At 44.0% G+C, this 14,606-nt stretch carries 15 protein-coding genes; 7 read left to right on the top strand and 8 right to left on the bottom strand.

The genetic code is table 11. From position 1 onward, the window contains the following. From AAA952_RS20305 to AAA952_RS20290, 4 genes are all read left to right on the top strand, one after another. Nucleotides 1-261 (top strand): hypothetical protein, encoded by a 261-nt coding sequence (locus AAA952_RS20305; RefSeq protein ID WP_263178861.1) that lies wholly within the window; start codon nt 1-3, stop codon nt 259-261. 500 nt (nt 262-761) lie between these two features. Continuing rightward, complete coding sequence (locus AAA952_RS20300) at nt 762-1,382, top strand: imm11 family protein (protein ID WP_338259213.1); 621 nt, start codon at nt 762-764, stop codon at nt 1,380-1,382. Nucleotides 1,383-1,429: 47 nt separating this feature from the next. Further along, nucleotides 1,430-1,948 carry a DUF4303 domain-containing protein gene (locus AAA952_RS20295; RefSeq protein WP_219251764.1) on the top strand — a complete coding sequence of 173 codons (519 nt, stop codon included), beginning with the start codon at nt 1,430-1,432 and terminating at the stop codon, nt 1,946-1,948. A gap of 483 nt (nt 1,949-2,431) precedes the next feature. Further along, a complete protein-coding gene (locus tag AAA952_RS20290) occupies nt 2,432-3,295 on the top strand; it encodes a Tim44 domain-containing protein (RefSeq protein WP_338259207.1) in 864 nt (287 codons plus the stop codon). A gap of 242 nt (nt 3,296-3,537) precedes the next feature. On the opposite strand, the gene AAA952_RS20285 is transcribed toward AAA952_RS20290, so the two are convergent. Both AAA952_RS20285 and AAA952_RS20280 read right to left on the bottom strand, forming a co-directional pair. Then, nucleotides 3,538-4,902 (bottom strand): sodium-dependent transporter, encoded by a 1,365-nt coding sequence (locus AAA952_RS20285; RefSeq protein ID WP_338259205.1) that lies wholly within the window; start codon nt 4,900-4,902, stop codon nt 3,538-3,540. 340 nt (nt 4,903-5,242) lie between these two features. Then, entirely contained in the window at nt 5,243-5,743 is a 501-nt protein-coding gene (locus AAA952_RS20280) for an Lrp/AsnC family transcriptional regulator (protein ID WP_113940869.1), read from the bottom strand. A gap of 189 nt (nt 5,744-5,932) precedes the next feature. Here AAA952_RS20280 and AAA952_RS20275 point away from each other — a divergent pair, with 189 nt between their 5' ends. Then, the gene (locus AAA952_RS20275; protein ID WP_338259203.1) at nt 5,933-6,658 is read left to right on the top strand and encodes a substrate-binding periplasmic protein; all 726 of its coding nucleotides are present in this window, start codon (nt 5,933-5,935) and stop codon (nt 6,656-6,658) included. An 83-nt stretch (nt 6,659-6,741) separates the two neighbouring features. Here the strand turns inward: AAA952_RS20275 and AAA952_RS20270 are convergent, their stop codons facing one another. From AAA952_RS20270 to AAA952_RS20260, 3 genes are all read right to left on the bottom strand, one after another. Continuing rightward, a complete protein-coding gene (locus tag AAA952_RS20270) occupies nt 6,742-7,551 on the bottom strand; it encodes a phosphatase PAP2 family protein (protein WP_173913158.1) in 810 nt (269 codons plus the stop codon). 93 nt (nt 7,552-7,644) lie between these two features. Then, entirely contained in the window at nt 7,645-9,123 is a 1,479-nt protein-coding gene (gene creD / locus AAA952_RS20265; RefSeq protein ID WP_113940863.1) for a cell envelope integrity protein CreD, read from the bottom strand. 176 nt (nt 9,124-9,299) lie between these two features. Then, nucleotides 9,300-9,830 carry a hypothetical protein gene (locus AAA952_RS20260; RefSeq protein ID WP_263168438.1) on the bottom strand — a complete coding sequence of 177 codons (531 nt, stop codon included), beginning with the start codon at nt 9,828-9,830 and terminating at the stop codon, nt 9,300-9,302. A gap of 251 nt (nt 9,831-10,081) precedes the next feature. Here AAA952_RS20260 and AAA952_RS20255 point away from each other — a divergent pair, with 251 nt between their 5' ends. Further along, a complete protein-coding gene (locus AAA952_RS20255) occupies nt 10,082-11,254 on the top strand; it encodes a winged helix-turn-helix domain-containing protein (protein ID WP_338259198.1) in 1,173 nt (390 codons plus the stop codon). Here the strand turns inward: AAA952_RS20255 and AAA952_RS20250 are convergent. From AAA952_RS20250 to ubiK, 3 genes are all read right to left on the bottom strand, one after another. After that, nucleotides 11,251-11,598 carry a hypothetical protein gene (locus AAA952_RS20250; RefSeq protein ID WP_338259195.1) on the bottom strand — a complete coding sequence of 116 codons (348 nt, stop codon included), beginning with the start codon at nt 11,596-11,598 and terminating at the stop codon, nt 11,251-11,253. The genes AAA952_RS20255 and AAA952_RS20250 overlap by 4 nt on opposite strands. Before the next feature lie 36 nt (nt 11,599-11,634). Further along, nucleotides 11,635-12,000, bottom strand: coding sequence for a hypothetical protein (locus AAA952_RS20245; protein ID WP_338259192.1), 366 nt, complete (start codon nt 11,998-12,000; stop codon nt 11,635-11,637). Nucleotides 12,001-12,093: 93 nt separating this feature from the next. Next, the gene (gene ubiK / locus AAA952_RS20240; protein WP_006083441.1) at nt 12,094-12,348 is read right to left on the bottom strand and encodes a ubiquinone biosynthesis accessory factor UbiK; all 255 of its coding nucleotides are present in this window, start codon (nt 12,346-12,348) and stop codon (nt 12,094-12,096) included. 234 nt (nt 12,349-12,582) lie between these two features. On the opposite strand from ubiK, the gene rep reads away from it, so the two are divergent. Next, nucleotides 12,583-14,595, top strand: coding sequence for a DNA helicase Rep (gene rep / locus AAA952_RS20235; protein ID WP_212600651.1), 2,013 nt, complete (start codon nt 12,583-12,585; stop codon nt 14,593-14,595). Nucleotides 14,596-14,606 lie beyond the last annotated feature (11 nt).

The raw sequence follows: 14,606 nt of genomic DNA, 5'->3' as shown, positions 1-14,606 counted from the left end.
ATGCCAAGATTACGCTTTGCCCTTTGCGGCCTAATGATCGCTTTGCTCAGTGCCTGTTCTGTGAACAATACCAGCAATGCGTCCTGCGATTTTGTGCGCGGAACCAACAATAATCAAAGTATGCGTGAGGCGAGCGGCCACGATACTGGCAGCGCCGATGAGCGACAAAAAGATGTCGGTATCGGCTTCTTGAATGTCATCTTCGGCGGCATCAGTCGAGCACTTTCTTCCGATAAGTCATCGGATGGAAAGTGTTTGTAACTTAGTTAGTTTTAGTGGTTTTGATTAAACGAAAATCCCCGAAATGCGGGGATTTTTTAATTTTGTTAATAAAGTCGCTTTTGGCAGCAGGTAATATTGATTTAGCACTGTCATTCCAGTGACTCGCCGACTTTAGTTTAAAAAATAAGTTGACCCTATCGGCCCTACGGCGGTATCTGCTGTATATGGCTAGATTTATAACAAGCATAGAATGTCGCGAACACATGGATGTGAATGAGCGACCATGCCGCCAATGGTCACTTCCACGACAGTGCTTAATCCCGTTAAACCCTTGGTATACCTGATAGTCTGTTATTTATAATTATGCATTCCGAGAATTTAATACCAAGAATTTAATAATGGTGGTTCGTTAAGCTTTTTTGACTTGCGAGGAAATATTATTGCTGGCAACAGAGTAAAACGATGTTTAAAATAAATTCAAGTTTGCGCTAATGCTTTCTTAGGGACATTAAACTTTAACCTATTACAGGGTAGTTATTTTGAGTACAAATCTACAGCCATTTTTTATTGTCCAATCAGATCCTGATGGTAAGGGAATACCGTATTTTATGGATAAACATTGGACTCCTGAGCTACCTGACTATGAGTTTTATGACTCACCACCATGTGAGGGTGATTTTTTAACTGCTTATTCTCTTAAAGCAAAAACATATCAACTGAATGGTGATTATTTGGTTGATGAAAATTTAGTTTCTAATGAAATGTTATACTTGTGTGAAAAATTAAATGTTAAGTGTATTCGTATTCCTGTCGATATTAACCTGCATCGAGGAGTTCGGCCGCAGAAAAAGTATTTTTTATTTTTTCCACTAAGTTATTTATCTATCTTAGATAAGAATGAGTCCATTTATACTATTTCGATTGACTTAGATTCTGGGAAATTGAACACGCAAGAGGAACGTGGGTTAAAGAAGACATATTATGAGTCTATAGATAAATTTAAAATAAAGAATAATATTCGTGAACATTTATTCTTTTGTAACGAGATAGCGGCTTCTGTATGTTCTATTCAGTTTAAAAATGAGTACGAAGCTCTTGGTTTAACGGGTGTGAGTTTTAAGGAGATAAATGATAATTATCAGTATTCTGCATGGAGCTGAGTGCATCATAAAATGAAAATATTGAAGCTAAGTACAAGGAGTGAATAATGGACTGGATTGAGTTAGAAGAAAAATGCTTTGAAATTACATACGATACAATCAAGATGTTATTGTTAGAAAATAAAGATGAGGCATTCTATGCGGTATCTCTTTACACTGACAGTAGTGCCATGTCAGCATCATTAAGTGCTAGCTCTGAGGGTAAGCTTAAAAGCATTCTCGCTGCTGAAGAAGATCAAAGCATAGAGTGTGAAAATTACTATAGATGGGCAGTATCTGAGTGGTTTTATGACGGATATAATGCGGGAGCCTTCTCCAAAATAAGTAAGATGCTTCGAGAGGACTCATCTCGAGAAATAAACTTTGCAAAGTTTAAAAATAAACTAATTCAGACATTATCAAACGTACTGGTCAGAATAAAAAGAGAACTGCCTATTGAGCTAAATTCGACAGTGTGTTTTGTTTCAATTACTGACGACGATGAGTCTGAGGAAATAGAAAACTCTTCTGCAAAATTAATAAACGATGCACCACTTTCAATGGCATTTATTTTAAGGTTTGACTAATTAATCGTACAGATTTATCTATAAAAATAGAAACATAATCATCTTTTTTAAAAAGATGAAAAAATAGGACAAACGCATATTTTCTTCATGGCGATTATTCTAAATCTTGATTCAAAAGATATGACTGCTGAGATGGTTATCCCTATCTGGGGATTGGACTTCGGTTTGGGTCGTTCTGGCTATCAGAATGTACGGTAGTTTATGGGATTAAGCACTGGCATGTAAGTGACCGTTGGCGGCCTGGACGCTCTTTCACGTCCTGTGTTCGCGGCATTCGCACTTCCGTGTGCAGCAGATGACGCCGTCGAGCCCGCATGGATGACTTATTTTTAAACCAAAGTTGGCGCGTCACTGGAATGACAGTGCTAATCGCAACTCACTAAATATACACAGGACAATCAGCCTTCGCTTTTTGCTAATTGACATATAATGTCATCCCGCTATTATGGCAGCACCTCAGATTACACGAACAAGATCCTATAAATGAAAAAGTTATTTATTATGCTGGCGATGATTTTTGCGGTTAGCTTAGTTACTAGCCCAGTCGTTGAAGCGAAAAAATTCGGCGGTAGTAAATCTATCGGCAAAAGCCATCAAACGGCTCCGGCTCAACCAGCGGCGACCAACACACCGACTACGGCGCCAGCGGGAGCACCGGGCAAAAAAGGTATGATGGGCGGCATGTTAGGCGGTTTATTAGCAGGTGGCTTATTGGCTGCGCTGTTTATGGGCGGTGGTTTTGAAAATATTCAAATCATGGATATTTTGATTATCGGTTTGCTGGCATTCGTGCTATTCAAAATCGTCCGTACTGTGATGGCCTCAAAAGCGGGTGCGCAGCCAAGACCAGCCTATGCGGGTGCTGGCCAACCCAATCCGAATATGCAGCGTCAACAGACTGAACAAACAGGTTTTGCCACCAATGCAAACAGCGGCACCAATGGTTTTGGCCAAGCGACAAGCGCAGTTCCTTTTGATTTGCCAGCCGGTTTTGATTTACCCGGCTTTTTGGAAGGTGCTCGTAGTCACTACAAAACCTTGCAATTGGCGTGGAATGAAAACGACTTAAGCAAAATCCAAGAGTATGTTTCTATTGATCTTTACAATGAACTCAGCAACCAACGTCGCGAGTTAGTTGGCGATCAGCACACAGAAGTGATGTTTTTGGATGCAGAACTTGTCCGCGCCACACACAATGCAAATCTTGCGGAAGTGAGTGTTAAATTTAGCGGCCGCTATCGCGATACCGTTGAAGGCGTAGAAGAGGACATTAAGGAAATCTGGCATTTAGAGCGTAACGTAACACAAGCCAATTCACCTTGGTTAATTGTGGGTATCGAACAGTAATCAGCTCAGTGTTTAAAGCAGCCTTAATCTCTTAAGGCTGCTGTTTACATCCCCTTTCGTTTCAATCCAGCCTTCCCTAACAGTTCAATGTCATCGATAGATTGAAAAAATCCGGCTGTCATCGCATTCACTATTGGCGGCAGCAAGACTTTGCTGATTATTTGAAAATAGTTAATTAGTGCATCAATTGCTAAATAAAAAATCCCCGCCATTAGCGTGTATTTTGTTATTTGTTCAAAGGGTTATACAAATTGTCTGATGGCTATGGCGATAATCAGCACTGGGCAAACATACTTTACATACCTTGGCCAAATGCGCCAAAAAAGTCCTGTGCTATCGACACCTTTTTGCCCACTAATTGCCTTGAGCAGCTGGGTTTGGCGCCAAATCCAACCTAAGTAAACCGCAATACCGAGGGCGACCAGCGGCTGGGCGATTTGGGTGGTCAGCATTATAGTGAAACTAAATAGCGTCTCAAAAAATACCGCCAGTAATAAGGATAATGAGGTCAACAATAGGCCGATGATCAAGGTGGCGCGTTGACGGCTGAGTCCGAACTTTTGCATCACATAACTCGTCGGCACTTCGGCGATGGATATGGCCGAGGTTAAACCCGCGATGATCAGCAGAACAAAGAAAATCACGCTGATGATAAGGTTAGCTGTGTCACCTAAGGTGGAAAATAACGCGGGTAAGACAGTAAACACCAATGCATCCGAATCGAGTAACTTGCCCTCAGCATTAAAAATCTGCACGCCATTGTGCTGGGCCACATACATGGCTGGGATAATCAAGAAGGCGGCGAGAAAGGCGATGCCGCTGTCGGTAAAGGCAACCCAGACGCTCAGTTTAGCAATATTCTCTTTTTGGCTCAGATAACTGCCGTACACCATCATGGCACCTGTGCCTATGGTAAGGGAGAAGAAGGTTTGTCCGAGCGCGCTGATCAAGGTATCTGGCGCCAGCGCCTTGGTAAAGTTAGGTGTGAGTAGCGCGCTTATCCCTTCGCTCGCACCATTTAGGGTGAAGATATACGCCACGCCCGCGATCAGCATGATCAGTAATAACGGCATTAAGCGTTTCGACCATTTTTCTATGCCTTCTTGCACGCCTTGCAGTAATACCAGAAAAACCAGCGTGCTGAAGATCAGTGTAAACACCAGATTACGTGACAGCGAAAAATCCACTAGCCAAGCGGCGGTATCATTCGAGCCAAAGGCAGTGGCGATAGGCACGATGGCAAAGCTGACAAACCAGCCGGAGAGAATGCTGTAGAAGGTATAAATCAATCCCGCTGTCACTATGGAAAGCAAACCTATGGTCTTGCCTAAACCGCGGGTGAGCGAGTTGAAGCCGAGTTTGCCCATGGCATCGGCGGGGTTAGTTTGCCCGTGGCGGCCTATCATGAGTTCAGCCATCAGCATGGGAATGCCTAGGATGAAAATCAGCACTAGGTACACAAGTAGAAAGGCGCCGCCACCATGGGTGGCCGCTTGGGTGGGGAATCCCCAAATATTACCGACGCCAACGGCGCTACCTGCGGCCGCCATGATAAAACCTAAGCGTGAGCTGAAGTGGTTAGTTGAACTTGTATTGGCCGATTGCATTGTGCCTCCCGTAAAAAGAAGGCGTATCTTAGGCGGATAAATTAGGATTTCAACGCAATTTTAGTGCGTTAATTTGGTGTTAATTGGCAATAATTTATCGGTTTTTGGCTATAAGTTAATGTTGTGTGCTGCCTATCTGTTTTGTGCGAGATTTTATTGCTATCAGGTGCGGCGGATGGTCGAGATTTGGCGAATCATTGCGATGATAAAAATTCATTGAATTGTGATCTTATGGTCAAAAAATACCGTATGGCAGATGTCTAACCGCTATTTTGTGCTATGACTGTTACTTGTGCCGATGTCTTGTTTGTGGTGTTTGCTGTGACTGTTGAGTGTTGGCTTATGCTTGAATGTTGACGTGCCCTAAGGGAATGGCCGTGTGGTCCTTAACCTTTTTGAGGACAAAGCTGGAATGCACCCCTGCGATATGCACGTTGGTCGTGAGTTTATCTAACAGGAAAGTGCGAAAGTGCGTCATATCTTGTACTAGCACTTTAAGTTGGTAGTCGGCCTCTGAGCCAGTGATCAGCGCGCATTCTTGGACTTCTTCGTAGGCGAGTGCATTGGTTTCAAATTGATTGAGAATCGCCGGCGTATGTTTCTCCATTCGAACATGGATATACGCGGTCAAATGCAGGTTGAACTTATCCGCCGACAGACGCGTTGCATAATCGGCAATATAACCCGCTTCTTCTAAGGCTTTAACACGGCGCGAGCAAGGAGATGGCGATAGTCCGACTTTATTGGCCAGTTCGAGATTCGATAATCTGCCGTGGGTTTGCAGTAAGCGCAGAATTGTTAAATCGAGTTGATCGAGTTTGTAGGGGTGAGTGTCTGTCATCGAAAGCTTAGGGTTAACTGAGTCAGCCCCTAGTTTGCCAGTCTTAGCGGACTTTGCCAAAAATCTTGATCAAATGAGACATTTTAAGGTTGTGACAGTGATAACGGATAGAGATTTTGGGAGTCGCGCGGTTTGGAACTCCCGTTATTTACCGCTATTGTTATGATACTAATAAGAGTGAGACACTGTATGCGTTTGATTTTGTTGCTAATCTGCTTATTCATATTACCGACTTATGCATTTTCTGCATCGTTAACCATTGGTAGCGCTCTAAATCGACCGCCTTATATTATCGAAGATGCTGAATCAGGGCTTGAGATCGATATTATTAAGGCCGCGTTTAAGGAAATGGGGCAGCCAGTCAACTTCAAATTCTACTCTCGTAAACGCCAAGTTTTATATTTCAATAAAGATCGATTAGATGCTGTAATGACGATGAACCCTGCAAATGGCGTTGATGGTTATTGGTCCAATGATTATGTTGAATATACCAATGTGGCGATCAGTTTGGCCGAGCAACATCTTGAAATAACACGTATTGTGGATCTTAAAAAGTACAGTGTCGCCGCTTTTGAAAATGCTCGCTTCTTACTTGGCCCTGAGTTTAATGCCGTAGCGCAACAGACTATTTATCGTGAAGTCGATAGCCAATTAAGCCAGAACCGTATGTTGTACTTAGGTCGCATTAATACTGTGATTGCCGATCGTTATATATTCGCTCAACTGAATAAGTTCGTTGAGGATGATGTTGATACCCAGCAAGCATTAAGCTACCACTTTATTTTCCCCCCAACATCCTATCGAATGGTGTTCCACAACTCAGTGGCGCGGGATACTTTCAATCAAGGGCTCACTAGAATTAAGGCCAATGGGATTTATCAGGCCCTAGTGGCAAAATACTTAGGCAGTGCTTAGCAATGCCTAAGTATTTAACTTCATAGTGTTTGAAGCTGTCGTATTCGAGTCGACAGCCAAATCGAGACGCTGAATTCACAGTGTTAGCGCTCAGATCCTTTAGCAAACGCATGGGAGAGTGGACGCAACTTACTGACAAAGAACACGCTACATCCGCTGATGATGGCGGCTAAAAAGGTTGAAAACAGCACATCCTGAGGCCAATGCATGCCAAGCAGCATACGGCTTAATCCCATCAAAAATCCCCAGCTCCATAACGCCATGACTAAGCTAGGTAATCCAGCAAGTAGCAAATAGTAGCTGGCGGTAAGCACTAGCGTTACAGCAAAAATGGTATGTCCCGAAGGAAAAGAATAGCCGATTTCATCTTCCCAATGCTGATGGATCCGTGAGTCGAGTTTCAAGGCGGGTTCTGCAGCGATCAAGCCATCGAGTGCATTGGCAATTGTCTTTGAACGTGACTGTTTATCCAATTGATAAAAGGCATCGAGTGAAAGCGGTTCATGCTTAGGCAGTGCTTGTTCTGCTAGAAAAACGAGATTAGGTCTGGGTTCTTTAAAATAGGATTTGAGGGTGTGGCTTAAGCCTAAACTGATAACTTGGCTGAGGCTGATGGCAAAAAATAAACTTATAAAGAGTGGTTTAGGCATATGACGATAGGCGATCGCCAATACAAACAAGACTGTTGCGACGCCATAGGGCGCAGTGCCAGTCATGGTAATCCAATATAAGGTTTTGGCTAAGGTAGAGTGCAGATCGATCAGTGGAAACAGCTGATTCTGTGTCAGTAATAGTAAGCCCGGAATGGTTGCCAACAGTATCCAAGCTAAACCTAAACGGCGTAAAAGATAGACGCTATGGGTCAAAATATAAGCCTCTTCATAAAACGCCATAGGCTACAACGCGGCAATGGTTTTGCCAATAAAAAAATCCCGACAGCAAAAGATGGCGCTGTCGGGGGTCTTCAAGGGTGGAGCGGTAGGGCGCTATTGCGCCGTGTTCTTAGGGTGATGCCTAGTCACGAACATCAAAATTAACAGTACGACTAACAGTAAACCTGAACCCATCAATAGGGCGTAATCTTCCAGTTGCAGTATTGAGTACAGCACTGCATATAAACTCACCAGCATAATGCCCACTAACGCACCGCGCTTAATACTTGCTGTGGCACTCCCTACATAAGCCGATACCGACAGCACGGGAATACAAGCGGCAATTAAATAGGCATGCAAGAAGGCTAGATGCTCAGATAGCGAGAGTAGTAGCAAATAGAACAAGGCCATGGCGCTGCCGACTAACACATATTGAATCGTGCTGAGGCTGGTTTTTTGTCCGATTTCGAAGATAAACAACATGATAAAAGTCAGCACGATAAACAGTAGGCCGTATTTTACCGAGCGATCAATCTTGCCGTAGTGAGTCACTGGTTCGAATAAAATCGCATTGGCCGACACTTCAGTGAGAGTCGATTGATTACTCTTAATAAACTCTTGTGGATAGTTACGGGTTAAGTGGCTGATATTCCAACTTGCAGTAAAGCCTTGCGCGTTGATGTCCCGTTCAGCGGGTAATAATCCCTTAAAGCTTGGATGCGGCCAGTCGGCGCGAATATTGATTAGCGTTTGCTCGCCTAGTGGCAATGCGCTGATAGACTGAGAGCCGCGTAGTGTCATGGCAAAATCCACACTAAAATCACTCGCTTCGCTGACTTGGATCTTTTGATTAAAGCCTTTTTCTAAACCGCCAGTGGTTAACCCCGTGCCCGACATCAGTGATCCAGAGAGTAATGTCGATTCACCGGTGATTTCAATTTTTTCTACTTTATCAATTGCTTGATTCGATGACACCCCAAAGACTAACCGGGCATTTTTGTTATCGAAGGCGATAAGGTTAGGAATATCATAACGGTTAAGGCTGAAGTCGGCCTGACCTTGTAGAGCTGCGTTATACACCAGCGATTGATAAATGCCACGGGTGCGAAAATCATGTTTTAGGTCTAAGTCGAGGGTGAGCTTTTTCGGTAGGATCACTAGCTCATCTTGATAGGTACGCTTCACTTCATGGCGAGTTTTACCGTCGTTACTGACTTCTTCTTGCAACACAAAATAGCTGTAAGGGATCACTAGCGCAGGACCTGAGAGGGTTTGCTGCTCACCCCATGAACGGCCGATTTCATCGACAACGCTGTGGTAAAGGGCTTGGCGATCAGAAGTCATATCCATAATGATCCCCAGCGGGATCAACGCGAGGATTGAGAGTATGCCAATGGTTAAGGCTTTTAATAAGGTGGTGTTTTTTAATGCAGTTCCCTTTGCGGTGGCTGCTGCCCACGGTTCTTGTGCTGACATATCGATTCCTTGACTTCGATTAAATTTTTTGAGGAGTGCGCGCACCACTAAATAGGCTGCGCTACCAAATAAGGCCAAACTAAGTAGGGTGAGTACCCAGAAAATAATGCTGAACATTGAATTTCATTCCCTATGAAATACGACCGAGACTTATCCGCTAAGATTGTGCAGAGTTAACTCGGTATCACGGCGGGTATTAAAACAGATTTTCTTACAAAAGTTGTGGGCAAGTTGCTGATCAATAGTGGCAAAATTATGGCAATTACCGCTAAACCCATACTCATTATGCAAGTTTATAAATCTGATAGTGGGGTGTCTTTGCCAAATTTGGGGTGTTTTTTCTCGTAGTCATTTTCTTTTTTAATATGCTTGAGCAGTGCTTCGAAGCTTTGTTTAAAGACGTCAAGTTCTGCGGAATAGACTACGGCATGGTGGGAAAACCAGTGGTGTTTTTCTCGATCACGGTTACTGTAATCAGGCCAAATACGTAGCTCATACTCATCACCCATGACGACAATGACATAGGCAATGGCGCCATTGCTAAAGATGATACATTGGGGCAGGTACACCAGCTCTTCGCCTTTAAATAACTCATACTCTATCGCTTCGGTGCGCCAACTCACTATCGGTAGCGGCGCCTTGATAGAGCAACCAATCGACTGATGCTGATTAAACAGTACGGCGTTAATGTCATCCATTGAAAAGGGCTGGTGATCGCCATTTTTAGCAGCAAGTGAATACAAGATATTCATCAAAAATGGCAGCTTAGTGCCATTACCCGTTTTGCGGCCGCAGAGTTGTGCTTGGCGATAGTAGATATTCATCATCAATCCTTAATGAAGAGCCTATGCCAGATAGGCTCTATTTCGAGTCGTGAAACTAACGGGCAGGTAAACCGATAGCCGTTAAGGTATAAATGGCTTATGTTATCCGAAGATACTGCCTAGTGAGTAGACTTGTGCGTACATTTCACAAACCTACTCGTTGAATAGTGTGATAAATGCTTTTATTTTCAGTTTGTTATGTTTTTTTTGCTCTGGTTTGGTATTTGCTTGTCGTTGAATTTGGAGAATCGATGTCTAATCCCTTTTCACCCCGCGAGTGGCTGCAATTAAATATGCAGCAGCAAGGATTATTGCAACCATATACCTCTGTCACCGAGGCAATTTCACGTCTCAGTTATGTACAAATTGACTCTATCAACGTGGTTGAGCGAGCGCATCATCATGTGCTGCATAGTCGTATGCCAGAATATCAGCCAAAGATGCTCGATATGGCTTTAGCCAAAGGAGAGGTCTTCGAATATTGGTCCCATGCGGCAGCTTATTTACCGATTGCCGATTACCGTTTTAGTTTGCAGCGTAAACAGCAGCTGCAAAATGGCGGTAAGCATTGGTTTGAGCCCGACGATAAAATAATGCAGGAAGTGCGGGCGCGAATCCTTGCAGAAGGGCCACTCAAGGCCAGTGATTTTGAACACAGTGAAGCTAAAAACGGTGCCTGGTGGGATTGGAAACCCGCGAAAAAAGCCCTAGAGCAGCTCTTTATGCGTGGTGAGTTGATGGTGGTGCGGCGGGAGAAATTTCAAAAGGTTTACGATCTTACCGCGCGAGTGTTGCCACAAGATGTAAATGCCAAAGCACCGACAGATAGTGAATTTACCCGCTATCTAATTGATCGTTATCTTGATGCCCACGCCTTCGGTACTGCGGCGCAAATGGCTTATTTACGCAAAGGTATGAAATCAGCTGTAGCCCAAGAATTGGCAGAGTTGTTAGCTCACGGGTTATTAGCATGTTTTAAGGCTGCGGGCCAAAGCTACTTTTATCGCCCTTCATTACAGCTAAATGCACCATTACCTCATAAAGTGTGGCTGCTTAATCCCTTCGATAATTTATTGATCCAACGGCAAAGGTTAAAGCAATGGTTTGATTTTGATTATCAAATCGAAGTCTATGTCCCAGCCGAAAAGCGTCAGTATGGTTATTATTCTTTAGCAATTCTGTGGCGCGACACTTTTGTTGGCCGCGTGGATGTTAAAGCCGATCGTCAAGCTAACCTATTGCTATTACAGCAATTGATTTTAGAAGAGGGCGTGATGGTGAATGGCTTAGATGAGGATTTCTGTGCGGCCTTTGATATCGCAGTCAGTGAATATGCTCGTTTCAATGGTTGTGACCGCTGGAAGTTAGTTAAGGCTAACCATAAAGGCCTTAAGCAAAAGTATGCTCGCCAACAAAAGCTTTAATTATTTGTCTCTTTAGTTGGAGCATCCATAAAGCGAAAGCAGCCATACAGTAAGATTAGATACAGCAGTGGCAACGCAGCAATGACTAAAGATGAAGAAGTCGCAGTGCTATCGCTCGTAATGCGATAACAGGGGATATACACGGCGGGATAAACTAGGCTTCCCCATAGAAAACACTGATTCATCAATCGATAGATAAAAGCGGGTTTAATGCTTGATTGACTGGCCAGTCCCATCAAACTGGCGAGAAGCACACCAGGATAAATGAGTAGCGGCAGGCCACCAAGCAACAATAATCCCCAAAGAAGATAGTCCTGATAGTGTGTGCTGATTGTGACTTCCATTGTAGCTTCATTCCTTGATTGTTCGACGCTAAAGCATTAATTCTGTTTATGCTCTGGTTGCAGCGGTGGCTTTACTGCCAGCCCTTGCTGCATCTTAAGCCAAAAGCTTTGCTGACATAGATTGCTAAAGGATTTTTGCTGCGGTGAAATCGCAATATGAGCTGTTACAACCCGATAGCTGAGCCAATAATCTTCACAAACCATGTCTGACTCATAAGCTTGTTTATCTTGCTCGCTTAGCTTGCTAATCACAACCCCGTTATCGAAGTGATAAAGCGTTATTGACTCACAAATCTCCACATTATCATCGTGATAGGTTTGCTGCTCGTTTGATTGGCTTACCACGTAGACAGGGCTTGGATAGCCTTCAATAGCAAGGATATAGCTGGCGAGTTGTTGCATTATTTCCCCAAGTGACTCAATGCTTGAAGTGTTAAAAACAAAAAGCACAGCTGCGCTATCGCTAACTGTGCTCTTTCAAACATGCATGATAAGTTAGCCCGCTGCGTTGAGCTTTTTTTCTAACTCATTGACTTGAGCTTGTAGGGCTTCTAATTTTTCGCGGGTTTTCAGTAGTACATGTTGCTGCACATCAAATTCTTCACGGGAAACCATATCCAACTTGAGCAATTGATTTTGCAGTACTTGCTTACTGCGCTCTTCAAATTCACCGGCAAATTGCTTTAGACCGCTGGGCAAACTTTCGCTCAATTGTTTCGCCATTTCTTCGATTTTCTTTGGATTGATCATAATCTTGTCCGCCTCTTTACTGAATAGCTCGATTGTAACTCAGTACGTTAGCTTTCAAAAGTAAAGCAGACGCGTGAACACTTTAGTTGGCTGTTGTTGGGGTTTATATCACGGAGAGGCTTATCTACAGAGTTGAGTTCTGCTCAACCTAAGCGGGGATTTGTTAGCCTTAAAACTGTCGATTCTGCTATGATCCCATCCCTTTCTGTCGACTTGTTTGGATATTGCGCAAAGATGAAACTCAATCCCGCCCAAAACGATGCTGTTCATTATGTTTCAGGCCCTTGCCTAGTCTTGGCGGGTGCGGGTAGTGGTAAAACGCGCGTCATTATCAATAAAATCGCTTACTTGGTCGAAAAATGTGGCTATAAGGCGCGTAATATCGCGGCGGTGACCTTCACAAACAAGGCTGCCCGCGAGATGAAAGAGCGGGTCGCTCAGTCGATGGGCCGCAAGGAAGCCAGAGGTCTGTGGATTTCGACCTTCCATACTTTAGGGCTTGAGATCATTAAACGCGAGCATAAGGTCTTAGGCTTAAAACCGGGTTTTTCGCTGTTTGATGATCAAGATACCTTGGCACTGCTCAAAGAGTTAACCCAAGACGAGTTGGATGAAGATAAAGATTTACTCAAAGCGCTTGCCAGTACGATTTCAAACTGGAAGGGTGGCTTAATTATTCCCGAGCATGCACGCAAAATCGCTAAAGATGAGCAACAGCACTTATTTGCTATGTTGTATCAGCGTTATGCTCAACATATGAAAGCCTATAACGCTTTAGATTTTGACGATTTGATTCTGATGCCAACTTTATTGTTACGCCACCATGAAGAAGTGCGTACGCGCTGGCAAACCAAGATCCAATATTTGCTGGTGGACGAATATCAAGATACTAATACCAGCCAATATGAAATGGTCAAGCTGTTAGTGGGTGATCGGGCACGCTTTACTGTGGTGGGGGACGACGATCAGTCTATCTATTCATGGCGCGGTGCTAAGCCACAAAACCTCGTGTTATTGGGTAAAGATTTTCCGCAGCTTAAGCTGATTAAATTGGAGCAGAACTACCGTTCTAGCCAGCGGATCCTACGGGCTGCGAACATTCTTATTGCTAATAATCCCCATGTTTATGATAAAGCCCTGTTTAGCGAGCTTGCCTATGGTGAGCCGTTGCGGGTGCTGTTTGCCGCCAATGAGGAGCAAGAGGCTGAACGTGTTGTTGCCGAAATTGTGCGGCACAAGTTTGTTGGCCGTACTCAGTTTGGCGATTATGCGATTTTGTATCGGGGTAACCATCAATCACGGTTACTCGAACGCGCACTGATGACGAACCGTATTCCTTATAAATTGAGTGGTGGTACGTCATTTTTTGCTCGTGCTGAAATTAAAGACATCATGGGCTATCTAAAGCTCGTGGTGAATCCCGATGACGATAATGCTTTCCTGCGCATCGTGAATTTGCCTAAACGTGGCATAGGCCCATCAACCTTAGAGCGCTTAGGTAATTTTGCCAACGAGAAGCATATTTCTATGTTTGCGGCGATTTTTGAGCCTGAACTGAATCATCATTTACCGCCTGCGGCTATGTCATCTTTATATCAATTTGGTCGTTTTATCGTGGAGACTGGGGATCATGCTGAACGTGGTGAACCCGTCGAGGCGGTGAAGCATTTGATCCGTAAGATCAATTATGAAGATTACTTATACGAAACCAGCACCAGTGCCAAGGCCGCTGAAATGCGGATGAAGAATATCTCAGAGCTTTACCGTTGGGTGACTGAGATGCTCGCGGGTGATGAGTTAGATGAAGCTATGACCTTGCCAGAGGTGGTGACTCGATTGACGCTCAGGGACATGATGGAGCGCAATAGTGAGGATGAAGGCGGCGATCAGGTGCAGTTGATGACCTTGCATGCTTCTAAGGGCTTAGAGTTTCCCTTCGTGTTTATGGTTGGAGTAGAAGAGCGTATCTTGCCCCATCAAACCAGCATAGACGAAGATAATGTCGATGAGGAGCGTCGGTTGGCATATGTGGGTATCACTCGAGCTCAACGAGAGCTTTGGTTCACCCTCTGCCGCGAAAGGCGCCAATTTGGTGAAACCATGCGTTGTGAACCAAGCCGTTTCTTACTTGAGTTACCTCAAGATGATGTGGTGTGGGAAAATCGTAAGCCACAACAAACGGAACAGGAGCGGATGCAAACGGGGCGGGCAAATATTTCTAGCTTAAGAGACATGTTTAAAAAATAGCGAGCGGTTTC

The sequence above is a fragment of the Shewanella sp. M-Br genome (genome assembly GCF_036245925.1).
GTDB lineage: Bacteria > Pseudomonadota > Gammaproteobacteria > Enterobacterales > Shewanellaceae > Shewanella > Shewanella oncorhynchi.
The sequence above is the reverse complement of the archived record's forward strand: the minus strand, read 5'-3'. Positions and strand labels throughout refer to the sequence as shown.